General features: G+C 64.7%; 12 protein-coding genes and 1 pseudogene. 6 read left to right on the top strand and 7 right to left on the bottom strand.

The features are described from left to right. Positions 1-197: 197 nt before the first annotated feature. From C1717_RS10690 to C1717_RS04320, 4 genes and pseudogenes are all read right to left on the bottom strand, one after another. Positions 198-653, bottom strand: coding sequence for a GNAT family N-acetyltransferase (locus C1717_RS10690; protein WP_219722278.1), 456 nt, complete (start codon positions 651-653; stop codon positions 198-200). Positions 654-764: 111 nt separating this feature from the next. Beyond that, positions 765-2,054: pseudogene (gene metK, locus C1717_RS04330) on the bottom strand (methionine adenosyltransferase); the annotation flags it as partial. 119 nt (positions 2,055-2,173) lie between these two features. Then, entirely contained in the window at positions 2,174-4,783 is a 2,610-nt protein-coding gene (locus tag C1717_RS04325; RefSeq protein ID WP_102372000.1) for a YhgE/Pip family protein, read from the bottom strand. Continuing rightward, positions 4,780-5,541, bottom strand: coding sequence for a P-loop NTPase family protein (locus C1717_RS04320; protein WP_102371999.1), 762 nt, complete (start codon positions 5,539-5,541; stop codon positions 4,780-4,782). The genes C1717_RS04325 and C1717_RS04320 overlap by 4 nt, the downstream gene beginning before the upstream one ends. Before the next feature lie 220 nt (positions 5,542-5,761). Here C1717_RS04320 and gltX point away from each other — a divergent pair, with 220 nt between their 5' ends. After that, complete coding sequence (gene gltX / locus C1717_RS04315; protein WP_102371998.1) at positions 5,762-7,240, top strand: glutamate--tRNA ligase; 1,479 nt, start codon at positions 5,762-5,764, stop codon at positions 7,238-7,240. 114 nt (positions 7,241-7,354) lie between these two features. Here gltX and C1717_RS04310 read toward each other — a convergent pair whose 3' ends face one another. The 3 genes from C1717_RS04310 to C1717_RS04300 all read right to left on the bottom strand — a co-directional run bounded on the left by C1717_RS04310 (position 7,355) and on the right by C1717_RS04300 (position 10,165). Beyond that, entirely contained in the window at positions 7,355-8,563 is a 1,209-nt protein-coding gene (locus tag C1717_RS04310) for a DUF1287 domain-containing protein (protein WP_102371997.1), read from the bottom strand. 89 nt (positions 8,564-8,652) lie between these two features. Then, positions 8,653-9,303, bottom strand: coding sequence for a pyroglutamyl-peptidase I (gene pcp, locus C1717_RS04305; RefSeq protein ID WP_102371996.1), 651 nt, complete (start codon positions 9,301-9,303; stop codon positions 8,653-8,655). A gap of 97 nt (positions 9,304-9,400) precedes the next feature. Next, the gene (locus tag C1717_RS04300) at positions 9,401-10,165 is read right to left on the bottom strand and encodes a 5-oxoproline transporter, DUF979 family subunit (RefSeq protein WP_180965836.1); all 765 of its coding nucleotides are present in this window, start codon (positions 10,163-10,165) and stop codon (positions 9,401-9,403) included. Positions 10,166-10,371: 206 nt separating this feature from the next. On the opposite strand from C1717_RS04300, the gene sdaAA reads away from it, so the two are divergent. From sdaAA to C1717_RS04275, 5 genes are all read left to right on the top strand, one after another. Continuing rightward, positions 10,372-11,973 (top strand): L-serine ammonia-lyase, iron-sulfur-dependent, subunit alpha, encoded by a 1,602-nt coding sequence (sdaAA, locus tag C1717_RS04295; RefSeq protein ID WP_102371994.1) that lies wholly within the window; start codon positions 10,372-10,374, stop codon positions 11,971-11,973. Positions 11,974-12,182: 209 nt separating this feature from the next. After that, positions 12,183-13,832 (top strand): L,D-transpeptidase family protein, encoded by a 1,650-nt coding sequence (locus tag C1717_RS04290; RefSeq protein ID WP_102371993.1) that lies wholly within the window; start codon positions 12,183-12,185, stop codon positions 13,830-13,832. Positions 13,833-13,842: 10 nt separating this feature from the next. Then, positions 13,843-14,589 (top strand): response regulator transcription factor, encoded by a 747-nt coding sequence (locus C1717_RS04285; protein ID WP_102371992.1) that lies wholly within the window; start codon positions 13,843-13,845, stop codon positions 14,587-14,589. Between the two features lie 6 nt (positions 14,590-14,595). Then, a complete protein-coding gene (locus C1717_RS04280; RefSeq protein ID WP_245859441.1) occupies positions 14,596-15,645 on the top strand; it encodes a sensor histidine kinase in 1,050 nt (349 codons plus the stop codon). 161 nt (positions 15,646-15,806) lie between these two features. Then, a complete protein-coding gene (locus C1717_RS04275) occupies positions 15,807-16,595 on the top strand; it encodes an ABC transporter ATP-binding protein (RefSeq protein WP_245859438.1) in 789 nt (262 codons plus the stop codon). Position 16,596: the final 1 nt, after the last annotated feature.

Genomic DNA, 16,596 nt, shown 5'->3' with positions numbered 1-16,596 from the left:
GCCAAGCACGAACATGATACGCCGACGCCGAATACTGCGACCGAACGCCTCCTGACCGCAAACGTTCCAGATCAGGCGCCGGAAAGCATCGCATATCCGACATATTCGGCTCAGAATCGAGCATTTTTGTCGCTCATGCGATGCTTTTTTACCAAAGGCCATCCCCCGGTCGAACAGCATTCTTCATGTGGAGTCGATTACGCCCGCAGATCCAGCTCCATGAGGTGGGCAGCATGGACCACGCCGTCATCATAGGAGAGCGTGAAGATGCCACGGTCCTCGTACCCATGCGCGAGATACAGATGGACGGCCGCGTCATTGTTGTCGAACACGTCAAGGCGCACCGTAGCGTAACCCTGCTCGCGCGCGAAGCGCGCCGAAGCATCAACGAGCGCCTTCGCGATCCCCCGCCCGCGGGCATCCGGGTCGACGACCACCAGGTGCAGGATGGCAACCTGAGGCTGCGGAACATCGATACGCCACCGCGCGACATCGTAAGCGGGCTCGACAGCGTTGTTCACCAGGCAAGCGCCCGCGATCTTTCCATCAAGCTCGGCGACGAGCAGTTCGCCGGCGGCGATGTTGGCTCCGAGGCCCTCGCGCGTGGGGTAGTTCCCCCAGACCCATTCGATATCGTAGGGCTTGCCCTCCATATCCTGGCAGGCGGTACGGTAGAGCTCGCAAACCGCATCGAGGTCGCCTGCGCAGGCGAGGCGCACGTCGACCTCCGCAAACCCATGGGACGCAGGTGAAGCGGCATCGAGACCGCAGAAGGCGCGAAGCTCCGCAACACGGTCGAGGCGCTCCCAGGTAAAATCGGCATCATCGCGACCGAAGTGACCGTAGGCTGCCGTCTTCTGGTAGATGGGGCGGCGGAGCTTGAGGTCGCGGATGATCGCACCGGGGCGCAGGTCGAAGACCTCCCCTACCGCGCGTTCGATCGAAGCGACCGGCACCTGCTCGGTGCCGAAGGTGTCGACCATGATGGAGAGCGGGTGCGCAACACCGATGGCATATGCGAGCTGTACCTCGCAGCGATGGGCGAGGCCTGCTGCCACAACGTTTTTCGCCACCCAGCGCGCCGCGTAGGCGGCAGAGCGGTCCACTTTGGTGCAATCCTTGCCGCTGAACGCTCCGCCTCCATGTCGGCCCATGCCGCCGTAGGTGTCGACGATGATCTTGCGCCCGGTCAGGCCGGTGTCGCCCATGGGACCACCCACCACGAAGCGCCCCGTTGGGTTCACGTAAACCTGGGCGCCCTCCCAAGCGAAGCCCGCAGCCTGCATGACGGGCGCGATCACATGCTCAAGCATATCGGCCTTGATGACCGCCATGTCCTCGACCTCGGGCGCATGCTGGGTGGAGATGACGATGGTCTCGACGGCGATGGGGCGATCATCCTCGTAGCGCACGGTGACCTGCGTCTTGCCATCGGGGCGGAGGTAGGGCACCGTGCCGTTGTGGCGCACCTCGGCAAGGCGCTCGGCGAGCCGGCTCGCCAGGTAGTGCGCCATGGGCATGTAGGCGTCTGTCTCGTCGGTTGCGTAGCCGAACATCATGCCCTGGTCGCCCGCGCCGATCAGGTCGAGGGGATCGGTGGTTGCTCCGGCTTGAACGTCGTAGCTCTCGTCCACGCCCTGCGCGATATCGGGGCTCTGCCCGTGGATCATGTTGATGACGCCGCACGTCGTGCCATCGAACCCGTACTTGGCGCGGTCGTAACCGATGCGCGTGATGACCCCGCGGGCGATCTCCTGGATATCGACATAGGCCTGCGTGCGGATCTCGCCGGAGATGACCACCATGCCCGTGGTGAGCATGGTCTCCACGGCGCAGCGAACGTTTTCGAGCTTAGCGGGGACACCGTCGGTATCGATATAGCCCTGGGCCTCGAGGACGGCCTCCTTGGCGAGTATGGCGTCGAGCACCGCGTCGGAAATCTGATCGGCGATCTTATCGGGATGGCCCTCGGTCACCGATTCCGAGGTGAAGAGATAGGAGCGGGGCGCGTTCTCGGCGCCTACCTGCTGCTTGGAACGAAGATAGTCCGACATGGTGGATCCCTTCTAGCGAACGTTTGACAAGCCGGCGGCCGTTACCATTCCGCCGGGTCCAGCCTAGTGATTGTACTCCCCTACCGAGACGCCCGGACGCGAATCGCTGGTCTGACGTCTCATCCACCGAAAACGGACGAAACGCCCGTCGAACGTCCCAGGCGCTCAGGGCGAACGCGCCTCTTGAGGCGAACGAGCGCAAGCATCAACGCGATCGCAGCGACAAGCCACGCGGCGAGCACGATGAAAGAGCCGAGCGGAACCGTCGCACCCGCGACGGCAGCCCTCAGAGCGCTCGCGAAGACCGGCACCGGCAGCACTTGAGCGAACGCCTCGAGAACGCCTCCCACCGCATAGGCAGGCAAGATCGCCCCGGCGCACAGGAGCTGCAAGACGAGCAGGCCGAGCGATACCGGCCCGGCGGCACCTCCGAGCACGAGACGCAGAAGCTGCGCGATGAGCGCCATCGCGACCGACCAGACAAGCACGAGGAGGAAGAGGGCGGGCAGCGAGGCGGCTTGGACGCCACCGAACACCGCGAGGAGCGCCATGGCGACAGCCCCTTGGACGAGACCGAAGAGCACATGGAGCGCGGCGGGGGCAAGCACCGAAGCTCTCGCGCCTCCCACGAGCAGCGCCCGCCGATCATACGGCGCGATGACGTAGGAACACATAAGCGCGCCGAGCCACAGGGCAGCCGCAAGCGCGATAGGAGCAACCTGCGATGCCGTCGAAGGCGCCTCGTTCACCACCGTCGTCGCGAGCGTGACGGGCCGCGAGGCGGCCTCGGCCCGGTCATCCGCTGCGGATGAGATGTCCTGGAGCGCCTCGCCCGATGCCTGCATGGTCTCCGTGATGGTCTGGGAACCCTCGCCGAGCTGGCCGATGCCCTGTGCAAGCTGGCCTTGCACGCTGGCAAGCGCGCCGAGCCCATCGCCCAAACCCGACACCCCCGCGCCCATGGCGGATAGGGCCTGACCAAGTGCGACATTGCCTTCGCCAATCTGCACGCTCGCCGAGGAGAAACCCCCGAGCGCTTGCGAGAGCGCTCGTACTCCAGTAGAGACTCCTGCGGCACCTGAACCCACCAAGCCGTCGCTCGAGAGCAGGGACGCCGTTGCCTCGACGCCCGCCGAGAGCGACCCCGTGAGCCCGGGCACCTGATCGAGCATCTGCTGAGCGGCTACCACCCCGGCAAGAGAGGACGAGATCGAAGCGTCATGGTTCGCAAGCAGATCGGCTATGGATGCAGCAGCTCCGTTAGCCACGGCAGCGCTCTCCTGGAAGCTTGCGGATGCTTGGGAGAATCCCCCGATGGAGCTGGCAGCGGCATCGATGCCGTCTGCTGCCTCGCCGGCAGCAGAAGCAAGGTCTGCCGCCTGCTGCGATATCGTTTGGATGCCCTGCTCGAGCTGTGGAGCGGATTCCTGGTATGCCTGCGTATCTGCCGTATAGGCGTCTATGAGGGCCTGCTGCTCCGCAGATAGCGGCTCTCCAGCTGACTCGGCCTCAAACGCAGCAGCAAGGGCGATGATCTGGGCACGTCCATCCGCACCAAGCCAGTTCGAAGCCGCATCCCCTACCGCAGAAGCATCCGCGATGACGCCGCCCGTCCCATCGGCGCCATTTACCGTGGAGGCGAGCGCGCCCGCCGCTTCAGACGCAGCGTCAACCCCGCCACGCGCCTGCTCGATACCCTGGGTCGCATCCTCCGCGGCGTCTATCACGCTCCCGGAAACCGACGCCATCTGGGTCTGCGCTTGGCTCAGCTCCTGAGCAGGAGCGGCCAGCTCACCGGAGAGGCCGGCAAGGCTCGCTAGCGAGCTGGAGCTTTGCGAGAGCAACTCGTTCGCACCACTCGCCAGGGCTCCGGCACCGTCAATCCCTTGAGCGATCGTCGTCAGGCCATCCGCAGCTTGGTCGAGTCCCGCAACGAGCGCCTCCGAGCCCGCAGCGAGCGGGGTCGCTGCCTGCTCGTTCACCATATCGATGCCTTCCGCTAGCGCCTGGTTGCCGGCCCCGAGGGCGCCTACCCCCTGTGCGATGCCGTCGACGCCCTGAACGAGCACGCCGGTACCAGCAGCCGTCTGCTCCAATCCCGTAGCGACTCCCGCCGCGCCCTGCTCGAGCACATCGTAGGCGTCGTCTAGAACCACCGCGCCATCGGCGGTAAGCGTGAGGCGCGAAGCCTCGCCGTTCACGTCGTTCAGAACCGAGACGAGATAGTCCTCCCCGAGCTCGCCGCGCAGGCGCTGCTGTACCTGGCGCATGACCTGAGCCCCCTCGCGCGTGGCGAGAACGTTTTGGGATCCGTCGGATATGACCTGGATCTGGGCGCGCTCGGGCTCGTCGCCCCCCAAGCTCGCAACCTGCTCGGAGTAGTTTTCGGGAATCTGCACGATAAGCGCGAAGTCGCCAGACGCGAGACCGGAATCTGCGGTGGCGCGATCGGTCTCGACCCACGCGACGTCTCCCGAATCGAGCAGCTCGTCCACGAGGTCCTCGCCTGCGCGCACCTCATGCCCGGCTGCGTCCTCGGCACCCCGATCGAGATTGACGAGCGCGACCGGCATGGCCTCGTTTGCTCCCAACGACGGCGTCACCACCGCCACGAGCACGAGCGCGAGCACGGCAGGGGCGAACACGGCAGCGAGCAGCGCCAGGCCAGAAGAGCGATCGCGCGCTGCACGAGCAGCCGCCGATCTCAACATCTCCATGAAAACGCTCACGAAGCCGACACCTCCGAATCTTCCATAACAGCCTCAAAGGTGTGAAGCGCCTCCGAGGCATCGATGTCAAGTGCGAACGAGCGGTCCGCAGCACATGCGACCGCAGGATCGGACGACGAGAACACAAGGGCGAGGCCGAAGGTTCGCGCCGCAGCCCCCATCTCGCCAGCGAGCGCCAGCGCATCATCATGCGACAGGGCGCCGATGAAGGGATCGCCAAGATCGACCACGGCAACCTGCGGGGAACCCACGCAGGCAAGAGCAGTCGAGAGCCGCGCGCGGTCACGCGGGCCAAGCTGGCTCACACGGCGAGAAGATTGCGTCGCGATGTTGAACGATGCAAGGTAATCGAGGGTATCCGCACCTGCCGCTCGGCCCTCGGCACCGCGCGGCGCGCGCAGACGCATCTCGCGCGTGACAACCTCCTCCACCGTAAGGTGCGTCGGAACATCCGCGACGGAAGCGAAGATCCCGATGCCCACCGTACCGCGCGGGGGCACCGCGGCACGACGCGGGCGCTTCCCCCGAAGGGCACGCGCCGAAGACAGCTCGGCACCCGCGACCTCGAGCGAACCCGATACCGGCCGCAAAAAGCCGGCGATGGCGAGCAACAGGTCGCGGGCACAAGCAGGCTCGCTGCTCAGCAGTGCGCACGTGCGCCCGATCCGGGCTTCGAACGTAGCGAACTCAAACGAGCGGTACCCGGCGATGGAATATGAGGCGTCGCGCGCGGCGACAACGATATCAGCAGCGGACACGAATCCTCCTGGGACGGTTTCGGCATACCTGTAGTCTCATACCCCATTTCACGCCCGCAAGACAAAATGGCCCCCATTCACGCCCGCTCTACGTGCAAGCAGAGAATCGACGCAAACGGCTCGGAAATGGCAGGCACCGGTGAATCGGCACGGCGGCGTTCGCGCATGTTGCGTATAATGGCAGCGGTATATATGAATCCAAGAGCCAAGGAGCTTCTTCATGCCCAACGTCCGCGTTCGCTTCGCACCCTCACCGACGGGCAAGCTGCACATCGGCGGCGCCCGCACGGCAATCTACAACTGGGCGTTCGCCCGTTCGACAGGCGGCACCTTCATCCTGCGCATCGACGACACCGATCCCACCCGCTCCACCGATGAGAACACCCAGATCATCTTGCGCGCCATGCGCTGGCTGGGCCTCGACTGGGACGAGGGCCCCGAGGTCGGCGGGGATTATGGCCCCTACGCGCAGACCGAGCGCCTCGACATCTATCGCGAGGCGGCGGAGCGCTTGCTCGCAGAGGGCAAAGCCTATCCCTGCTTCTGCTCGCCCGAGCAGCTCGAGGCGGACCGCGCAGCCGCCAAAGCGCGCAAGGACCCCTTCCAAGGCTACCAGCGCCGTTGCCGCAACATCCCGGCGGACGAGGCGCGTGCGCGCATGGAGGCCGGGGAGCCCTATACCTTGCGCATCAAGGTGCCCGAGGACCGCGGCGACGTGGTGGTCGATGATGCCGTGCACGGCAAAGTCGTATTCGACGCCAAGGAGCTCGATGACTTCGTGATTTTCCGGTCGGACGGTACGCCCACCTACAACTTCACCACCGTGGTCGATGACGTCGCCATGGGAATCACCCACGTCATCCGCGGCGACGACCACCTCTCCAACACCCCGCGGCAGGTCATGGTCTACGAGGCCCTGGGTGCGCCGGTTCCCGTGTTCGCCCATATCTCGATGATTCTGGGAGCCGACGGCAAAAAGCTCTCCAAGCGCCACGGCGCGACTTCCGTGGAAGAGTACCGTGATGCCGGCTACCTCTCCGATGCGTTCGTCAACTACCTGGCGCTCCTCGGCTGGTCGCTCGATGGCGAGACCACGGTGATCCCACGCGATGTGCTCGCAAGCCGCTTCTCGCTCGACCGCATCTCCAAGAACCCGGCTACCTTCGACCCCAAGAAGCTCGACTGGATGAACGCGGAGTACATCAATGCGATGGACGATGCCGCCTTCACCAACGAGATCATGATTCCCCAACTGAAAGCTGCGGGATGCGATATCGAGCGCAGCGCGCACAATGACGCCTGGTGGAATCTGCTCGCCAGCATCGTGCGTCCGCGCACCAAGATGCCCTCAGATGCCGCGACCGTTGCCGCGCCCATCTTCGCCACCGCTAAAACCCTCTCCTATGACGACAAGTCCGTCGCGAAGGGTCTCGCCAAAGAGGGCATGGGCGTCGTACTCGACGCCGCGCGCGTAGCCCTAGGAACGCTGCCGGCCGACGAGTGGGAGGCCGAGAAGATCGATGCTGCCCTCGAACCTCTGCCCGAGGCCCTCGACCTTAAGAAGCGCGTCGTGTTCCAAGCGATCCGCGTGGCCGTCTGCGGCACCATGGTAAGCCCGCCGCTTGGCGAGACCATGCAGCTGGTGGGCCGCGATGACTGCCTCGCGCGCATCAACCGCGCACGCGAGATGGCGCTATAACGATTCACTGGGACATCTTGACGGTGCGCAATGCGCCGCAAAGGCACAACCTGCATCAAAGGCTTGTTCAGAGGGCTCGCTCGAGAAGCGGGCCCTCAATGTTACCAATCTCGCCTACGGCTGCGAGGCAACTCCAGTGGAGATGCCGCTCTCATATTCCTCGGGCGTGAGCCACGTTCGCTCGTCTGCCGGAAGCATGCGACCCTCGCTCTCCGCAAGATACGTCTCCTCGCGAGCCTGCTCGATGCACTCATCGGTGAACTCTTCGATTGCGCCCGCATTATCGTATGCGAACTTCGCTCCACCCACCTCGCGATACCACGCGCCATCATGCGTCGAAAGCGCGACCGAGGCCAGCGTTCTTCCATCAGCTGCAATGAGCGAGATACTGGCCGAATAGCCGCCTACGACGTCTCCGCCAAGCTGTTCGCCCTGCGGGTCACCCGGCAAATACGAGCACGGACCAGAGAGGAGGTCCCATGCTCGGTCGATCAAGCCGGGGTCTGTGGTATACGCCTCCCCCGCCGGACCGAGCGATGGATAGCAGCTCACCTGGAGGACAGCGGCATCGTATATGCCGCCCTCTTGCGCCTGGCTCCAGCTTGGAAGCGCTCCGCGAAACGATACGAGCACCTCAGATGCAACCCTCGTCGCATCGAAGCGATAGTGCGCGGTGGGATGCATGGCCCAAGGATAGGCCAGGTAGTCCTCCTCGCGAAACGGCTGCCCCATGTTATGGATGATGAACGGCACGCCGCGCGCATCGCGCCGATCCGAGACGATCCCGATATGCTCCGCGTCGCCAAAGACCACGATGTCACCCGCCTGCCACGAGGCGGCATCGGCGGTATCGCATCCCAACTCCACGGCATAGCGAGAGAAGAACACTTGGAGCACGCCCACGCGGCGAAAGTCGATGTTTGGATCGGGGCTGGAAACAACCCGGGCATAAGCTGTCGGGTCGCGCGCGATATCCGCATCGACCATGCCTTTCAAGTCATAGCCCGCCGTGGCGAAGGCTCGCCATACCGTATCGGTGCAGGCGCCGCGATCATCAGGCGGATAACCACCTTCGTAGTAACCGGCATCGTAGACGGGAGCCGCCATCGCCTCTGCGCGAGCACCATCTAGGATATCGGTATAGTCATCGATGCCGTCACCATCGAAATCGACCGGGCTCGGCATAAGCGGGTAGCGCGCCGTTGCCCCCTCATCTGGAGCGAACCACCACGAACCTGCCGCAAGCACCAGCGCAGCTGCGCACAACGTCCCTACAGCAACGACGGCAATAATCTTGCCGGCCCTTCGCAAGCTGCTGTGCATGAGGTTCCTCCCTCGGTATGGAAGCGACGATTGGCGGCGCCCCGCCCTACCGGGCTCGCGCTACCCCTGCCTCCGCGCGGCAGACCTACCTAGTGCTCGCTACCACCGCCAACACCCGTAGCATCGCCCTCCGGATACTCGACGATCGCCTCAAGGGCGAGCGTGAGGCCGGCGACCATGGTCTCCACCGGCAGCGATGCCGTGCCCTCGGCCATATGCGCCACCTGCTCGGTCGCATAGGGAACATGGATGAAGCCGGCGCGCATAGCGGGATACTCGGTGGCGCACAGATGGAGGACCGTGTAGAGAATCTCGTTGCAGCAGAACGTACCAGCCGTGTAGGACACCGCCGCGGGGATTCCCGCCGCCCGCATGCGCTCGACCATGGCATGCACCGGCAGCTTCGTAAAGTACGCGTCGGGGCCGCCCGCTACGATGGGCTGCGCGAGCGGCTGGTTACCCTCGTTATCGGGGATACGGGCGTGCGCGTAGTTGATGCCCACGAACTCGGGCGTGACATGCGTGCGACCGCCCGCCTGGCCTATGCACACAACGGCATCGGGCTCGTGCTCAGCCACGGCGGCGCTCAGAACCTCGCGCTCACGGCCAAACACAACCGGCAGCTCAACCTTGACGACCTCAGCGCCCGCCACCGTCTCGGGCAGGCGCTTCACCGCCTCCCGTGCGGGGTTAATAGTCGCTCCATCGAAGGGCTCGAACCCAGTGACGAGAATCTTCATGCCGTCCATCCTTTCCCTCGAAGGTGCGCGGCATCGCGCAGCGCGCCTGCACATCCATCACAGGCCGCCGCAGCCTCTCGTGCGGCGGCCGCATTTCCTACGCCATCGCGATCATGTACACGATCTGCACGGCGAGCATCACGAGCACGATGGGAATCTGCTTCTTGATGACGCCGTTCTTGTCCTTCATATCGAGGATGGCCACGGGCACCATGTTGAAGTTTGCGGCCATGGGCGTGCAGAGCGTGCCGCAATACCCGCAGGTGAGCGCGACGCTACCCACCACCACCGGATCCGCGCCAAGCGCCAGCACGAAGGGCGCGCCCACGCCCACGGTCATAACCGTGATCGCAGCGAACGCGTTGCCCATGACCATGGTGAAGGCGTAGACGATGATACCCACCACCATATTGCCCTCGGGGATGACCGACGAGACCATGCCTGAGATGACCTCGCCCACACCGGCTGCGGTGAATACGGCACCGAGGCCCGCAAGCAAGATGGGAAGCAGGGAGAGGGGCCCGCCCGCATCGAGCATGCGCCGTGCGTCATCGAGAAACACGCGCGGCTTGTTCTTGCGCGAATACGCTATGAGGCTGAGCGCGGCCGCGAGCACGCCCACGCCGATGCCAACGAGGGAGCTGATGGGCGTGAAGAGCGCGAACGCGAGCGCGAAGACGCCGATGCAGAGCGCGGGAATGTCGACGAAGCTCTGCCCGAGCGTTTGGAAGAATGTGAGCAGGTCGAGCCCCGCCACGAGCGCCGTTGCAATCGCAGCGACCATGATGACCAAGATCGAGTCGAGCTTGCACGCGAAGCCGACCACGATGATCACGATACCGATGAGCTTGAGATACTCCACGGAATCGTCTCCTATTCCCCATCCCTGGAAGAACCGCGCCATGAAGACAGTATCTCATGGTATCGGGGCCATTTGCAGAAGACCCCGCGTTTTGCCGCCGCACAGCCGCGCTCCCCAACCCGTGGCCCCTAACCGCTATCATGGAATGGCGATCATCAGAACCCGCGACCAAGCCTGGTCGGTTGTATTGCCACAAGGGAGCAGCCATGCCGCAGCCGCATCTCACCACCTCCGCCTTCGAGATTCTGGGCCCCATCATGGTGGGACCCTCCTCTTCCCATACGGCAGGTGCCCTCAGATGCGCCCAGGTTGCCGCCTCGCTCATGGAGCAGCCTGTCGAATCAGTGCGATTCGTCCTGCATAACAGCTTCGCCCATACCTATCGGGGCCACGGTACCGATCGAGCGCTCGTCGCAGGCATCCTCGGGCTCGCCACCGATGACGAACGTATCCGCGATGCCTTCTCGCTTGCCGAGGAACGAGGGCTGGCCTTCGAGTTCGTCCCCGGTGAGGATAACGAGCACCTGCACCCCAACACCGTCGATATCGAGATGCGCGACCGCGCGGGAGCAACCTGCTCGGTCCGCGGCGAAAGCCTTGGCGGCGGGCGCGTGCGCCTCTCGCGCATCAACGGCATCGATGTGAAGATCACCGGCGAGTACGACACCATCTTCGTAGCGCATCGAGATGTGCGCGGCGTGCTCGCAGCGCTTACCGTCCATCTCTCGAACCGCTCCGTGAACATCGCGTTCATGCGCACCTATCGCACGGAGCGAGGGGGTGCCGCCTACACGGTCTTCGAACTCGACGATTTGCCCCAAGGCGCAGACCTAACCGACCTCCTGGAATCCCTCCGAGCTCATCCCGAGGTGCGCATCGCGACCCTCATCCGCGTTCCCGGCGCCGCGCCCGCGCGCACAGGCACCGAGATCTCCCCTTCCTTCACGAATGCAAAGGAGCTCCTTGCTTGTACCAAGGATCTGGGAGGGTCTTTGGGCGCAGTCATGCGCGCCCGAGAGGAATCGCTCCAAGGCATCGCATCGGCGCACGCCGCCATGGCGCAGGTGATCGATGCCATGCGCGCCGAGACCACCGCGCCGATAGAGCATCCCGCTCGCTCTCTCGGCGGGCTCATCGGCGGCGAGGCGGCGCTCGTGCAGCAGGGAGCAGGATCGTTGGCGGGCGTTCTTATGGGTGCCGTGCAGAGCAACGCCGTCGCCCGTGCCATGGCGGTTCTCGAGCGCAGCGCGGCGATGGGCGTCATCGTGGCCGCCCCTACCGCCGGATCTGCCGGCGTGGTCCCGGGCTGCGTCTTAGCAGCTGCGGAAGCCGTCGACGCAGATGACGAAGACGTGGCGGAAGCGCTCTACACCGCTGCCGCCGTGGGCCTTCTGCTCTCGCTCAACGCGAGCGTGGCGGGAGCGGAGGGCGGCTGCCAGGCCGAGGTCGGCAGCGCGGCGGCAATGGCGGCGGCAGCGCTGGTCGAACTCAACGGGGGCACTCCGGCCCAAGCGCTCGACGCCTCCTCCATCGCCCTCGGCAACCTGCTTGGTCTCGTCTGCGACCCGGTCGGCGGCCTCGTGGAGGTCCCCTGCCAGAATCGCAACGCCATCGGTGTGGCCGCGGCGTTCTCGTCCGCCCAGCTCGCGCTCTCGGGTGTGGGCAGCCTCGTCCCCTTCGATGAGATGGCGATCGTCATGCGCGATGTGGGCCGCGCCCTACCCTCATCCCTGCGCGAGACGGCAAAAGGCGGGATCGCCCAAGCCCCAAGCGCCTGCGCCGCATGCGCAGCTTGCAGCAAGGCATAAATGAGCGCGTGTCTACTGCTGCGCAGCGACGATCCCGCCTCGCAGCAGTAAACGCAGCACCAGCGGAGCAAGTCGCAGTGCAGGGAACTGGCAGCGAGCACGGAGCCCGCGTCATTGGTTATGATGTGTCAGCTGCTATGGAACCTTGTCCCGACAGACAGGTATAATCGCGTACGTGTAGCAACCTATAGCTGGAAGACGGTGCCTCGATGCCCCTCCCTGAAGATACGTCGCGTTCCTCGGTGACCGCACCCTTACCTGTGAAACCTGGCAGGGGCCACTTCGCCACCAAGGACAATACGTCCAGCCGAACGACCAATGACGACGGGCGTTCGGTCAATGCCCCGAAGCCGGTTCGCGTTCCCGAGCTTGAGCCGCGTCGGCGCGGCAAGCTCTTGCGTCGTCTGCTTATCGGCCTCGTTCTGCTCATCGTTATCGTCTACGGGGCAGGCGTAGTCATCTTCTCGAATATCTACTACCCCGGGACCACCATCGCCGGGGCAGATGTATCGCTTGTCAACGCCGGCAGCGCTGAGGCGCGCATCCGCTCGGCGGTGAACCGCTACACGCTCACGATCGAGGGATCGGGCTTCAGCTGGCAGTATGCCCCGGAAAATGCCGACGCGCTCATCTCAGCCTCCGCTGCTGCAGAGGCCGTTCTCGCGCAGAACGAGCCCTTCAAGTGGCCCATCATGCTCTATGAAGCCCTTACCTCCGCGAACGAGCAGACGACGTCCACCTCGCTCGACCTCGGAGCGGAACCCGACTTCTCGCTCTTCTCCAGCGACTTCGACCAAGCCGCGTTCGAAGAGTCCCTCGGAGCTGCGATCGACGCTTTCAACGAGGGCCGCTCAGGCACGTTTGACGCCGCCAGCGCATTCGATGGAGAGCAGGGTGCCTTCACGGTTGAGCGTGCTCGCTCGAACGAGAAGCTCAACCGAGAGAACGTCATCGCCCTTGCCGAGCTCGCCCTGTCGCGGCTCGACGCCACCGCGTCGCTCGACGCACTCGGCACCGATGCATTCGTTCCGCTCAACGGAAACATCGACGACGAGCAGCTCGAAAGCGTATGCGACAGCGCGAACCAGCTTCTCGGCACGCAGGTTACCTTCCAGATGGGCGGCACGGAAGTTGCGAGCATCGACAGCTCCACCGTCGCCCAGTGGATCGTCTTCGACGAGTCGCTCACTCCGTCGATCGACCAGGAGGCGGTCGCCACCTGGGCGCAAGACCTTGCGAAGTCGCTCACGACCGTAGGCACCGAACGGACGTACACGCGCGAGGACGGCAAGGAGGTCACCGTATCCGGCGGCACCTTTGGATGGAGCGTCGATACGGAGGCGTTCAGCCAGCTCGTCCTGGACGCCGTGACCCAAAAGCAGACCGGCTCGATCGACGTGCCCACCTCGCGTGAAGGCGACCGCTACGCCGGCGCAGGCGCGCGCGACTGGGGCTCCTACATCGATATCGACATCTCTGAGCAACATGCCCGGTACTACGATGCCAACGGCAACGTGCTGTGGGAGTCCAACGTCATCACCGGAAACCCCAACCAGGGAAACAGCACCCCGACCGGCGTGTACTGGCTGCGCGCCCGTTCGCGCGACGTCACCCTCATCGGCAAGAAGGACCCCGAGACGGGCGAGCCCGAGTATGAGACGCCGGTCTCGTACTGGATGCCGTTCATCGGCAGCGTCGTGGGCCTGCACGATGCCTCGTGGCAGAGTGAGGCTTCGTTCAACGACCGCAACGCGTTTCGCAGCGTTGGCAGCCACGGCTGCGTGAACCTGCCGCCCGCAAAGGCGCAGGAGCTTTTCGAGATGGTGTCCGTGGGCGTCTGCGTCGTGGTCCATTACTGAGGAGACTGTCGTGACCGCACGAATCTTACTAGTAGAAGACGATCCTACGATCGTCGAGTCCTTAGGCGAGCTCCTCACCGGCGAGGGTTATCTTGTCGATAGCGTCTCCACGCAGACGGACGCCATCGAGCGCGTCCTCGGCGGCGCGGGGGCGGGTCGTGCTGCAGCAACAGGAGCGGTCGCGGGGCAGCTCGCGAGCGCCCAGACATCTGCACCCTACCAGCTCGTACTGCTTGACGTGACACTCGCCCAGGGCAACGGCTTCGCGGTCTGCGGCGCCATCAAGCGCGAGCTGCCGCAGCTTCCGGTCATCTTCCTCACCGCATCGGATGACGAATTCGACACGGTCACTGGCATACAGATGGGGGCCGACGACTACGTGGCCAAGCCCTTCCGCCCGCGCGAGCTCCTCGCCCGCATCGCAGCGGCGATACGGCGCTCCCAGCCCCAAACGCGCCTCGTGCACCTGGGCGACCTTGTCATAGACACCGAACGCGCCCATGTGGAGCGCAACGGCCGCGAGCTTGTGCTCTCCGCTCTTGAATACCGCCTGCTGCTGCTCTTCGCCACCAATGTAGGCAAGCTCGTAACGCGTGAGATGATCCGCAACGCGCTCTGGGACGACGTGGGCACCTATATCGAGGAGAACACCCTTTCCGTCTACATCAAGCGCCTGCGAAACAAGGTTGAATCCGATCCTGCGAATCCGCAGCTCATCGTAACGGTGCGAGGGCTCGGCTACAAGGCGATTGGATAGAGGGCCATGCTGTCGCGCAACCGCGAACTCCTCCGCACGCTCATCATCTGGCTTGTGCTCGTTGCGGCAGCGGGAATCCTTGCTACTCGAGCCTTTGGCCTTAACGCCGGGCTCTGCACTGCCGGCGCTTGCGCGGTAAGCGCGCTTCCTTTCCTGCTGCTTACCTGGACACGCTACCGCAAGCTCGCCACCTTAGCAGGGCGCGTTGATGCCGTATTGCACGGAGAGCGAGAGGTAAGCTTGGCGAATATGGATGAAGGCGAGCTCGCTGTCCTCGAAAGCGAGATCGATAAGATGGTCGCCCGACTCAACCTCTCGGTTGACGAGCTCGCGCACGAGAAACAGGCCCTCGCTGATGCCCTCGCCGATATCTCGCACCAGATCAAGACGCCGCTCACCTCCATCTCCGTCACCACCGAAGTCGTACGCAAGAACCTTGTTGCAGCGGGAGGCCTGGATGGCGAGGTCGAGAGGCTGCGTCGCATCGAGCAGCTCGAGCGGCGCGTCGAACGGCTCGTATCCGTCCTGCTCAAGCTCGCGCGGCTCGATGCCGGGACCATCGAGCTAAGACGCGAGGAAGTCGACGTCGCGCGCATGGTCGACGAGGCGGCATCACCGCTGGCCATCGCCTTCGACATCGCCGAGGTCTCGCTCGAGTGCTCCATCGAGCCCGCCTGCAGCTATACCGGCGACGCCGCCTGGACGACCGAGGCGCTCGGCAACATCCTCAAGAACTGCATGGAGCACACGCCGGTGGGCGGCACCGTACGCGTCGATGCGTGGGAGGATGCACTGGCCTGCCGCATTCGCGTGACGGACACAGGACCGGGCATCGCCGAGGAGGACCTGCCGCATATCTTCGAGCGCTTCTACCGCGGTACGCACGGGGCCGCCGGCAACGCGGTCGACCCTGCGGGCGTGGGCATAGGGCTATCCCTTGCGCAGGGCCTCATCAACGCGCAAGGCGGAACGCTTTCCGCAAGCAACGTGCACGGTACGCACGGAGAATGTACTGGCGCCCAGTTCGATATCTCCTTCTTCAAGGCCGTCGTCTAGCATGGCTGCCGAGGCAATGGGGCAAGGCCATAGGTCTAAAGGCGGGCAGCTTTCCTCGCCCCGTCCCATGTGACAGAATCGTCACGCGGCGGTCACGTGGGCGCAAGCGGCGAAGTCCAGTATCGTAGATGACGTATCCCTGCCACCAGAAGGGGCCATCTATGAACATCCTTTCCGTTGAGCACCTCACCAAGGTCTACGGTACCGGCGACACCGCCGTGCGCGCACTCGACGACGTGAGCTTCACCGTCGAAGCCGGCGAGTTCATCGCCATCATCGGCAGCTCGGGCTCGGGCAAGTCCACCCTGCTGCATCTCATGGGCGGCGTCGACCGCCCCACCTCGGGCACCGTGCGCCTGCAGGGCCAGGACATCTTCGCCCGCTCCGACGAGGAGCTTGCCGTCTTCCGCCGCCGCGAGGTGGGCCTCGTCTACCAGTTCTACAACCTTATCCCCGTACTCGACGTGGTGGAGAACATGACCCTCCCCGTGCAGATGGACGGGCGCGACATCAACCAGAAGCGACTCAGCATGCTGCTGCGTGCTCTCAACCTCACCGGTCGCGAGCGCTACCTGCCCAACCAGCTCTCCGGCGGCCAGCAGCAGCGCGTCGCCATCGGCCGCGCGCTCATGAACGCTCCGGCGGTCGTACTTGCCGACGAGCCCACAGGCAACCTCGACTCCAAGAACTCAGGCGAGATCATGCAGCTCCTGCGCGATTCCAACCGCCAACTCAAGCAGACGCTCATCGTCATCACGCACGACGAGGACATCGCCCTCATGGCAGACCGCGTCCTCTCCATCGAGGACGGCCGCCTCGTACGCGACGAGCGCAGGCGAGAAGTGCGCACGGTCTCGGTCCGCGGCGAGGCGGGACGGGGAGGAGCCGCCCACTACGCCGCGCCGGGAGCAAACGGCCATGACACCGCGGCTCCGCAGGAGGTGCGCTAAG

It is taken from the genome of Enorma phocaeensis (genome assembly GCF_900186505.1).
Classification (GTDB): Bacteria; Actinomycetota; Coriobacteriia; order Coriobacteriales; family Coriobacteriaceae; genus Enorma; species Enorma phocaeensis.
Note: the sequence above shows the minus strand (reverse complement) of the source record. Positions and strands in the feature narration are given on the sequence as shown.

Coding starts and splice junctions, on each gene's coding strand:
- C1717_RS04280 (WP_245859441.1), top strand. CDS start 14,596: ATGCTGTCGCGCAACCGCGAACTCCTCCGCACGCTCATCATCTGGCTT.
- C1717_RS10690 (WP_219722278.1), bottom strand. CDS start 653: ATGGAGGGCAAGCCCTACGATATCGAATGGGTCTGGGGGAACTACCCC.
- pcp (WP_102371996.1), bottom strand. CDS start 9,303: ATGAAGATTCTCGTCACTGGGTTCGAGCCCTTCGATGGAGCGACTATT.
- C1717_RS04275 (WP_245859438.1), top strand. CDS start 15,807: ATGAACATCCTTTCCGTTGAGCACCTCACCAAGGTCTACGGTACCGGC.
- C1717_RS04310 (WP_102371997.1), bottom strand. CDS start 8,563: ATGCACAGCAGCTTGCGAAGGGCCGGCAAGATTATTGCCGTCGTTGCT.
- C1717_RS04290 (WP_102371993.1), top strand. CDS start 12,183: ATGCCCCTCCCTGAAGATACGTCGCGTTCCTCGGTGACCGCACCCTTA.
- gltX (WP_102371998.1), top strand. CDS start 5,762: ATGCCCAACGTCCGCGTTCGCTTCGCACCCTCACCGACGGGCAAGCTG.
- sdaAA (WP_102371994.1), top strand. CDS start 10,372: ATGCCGCAGCCGCATCTCACCACCTCCGCCTTCGAGATTCTGGGCCCC.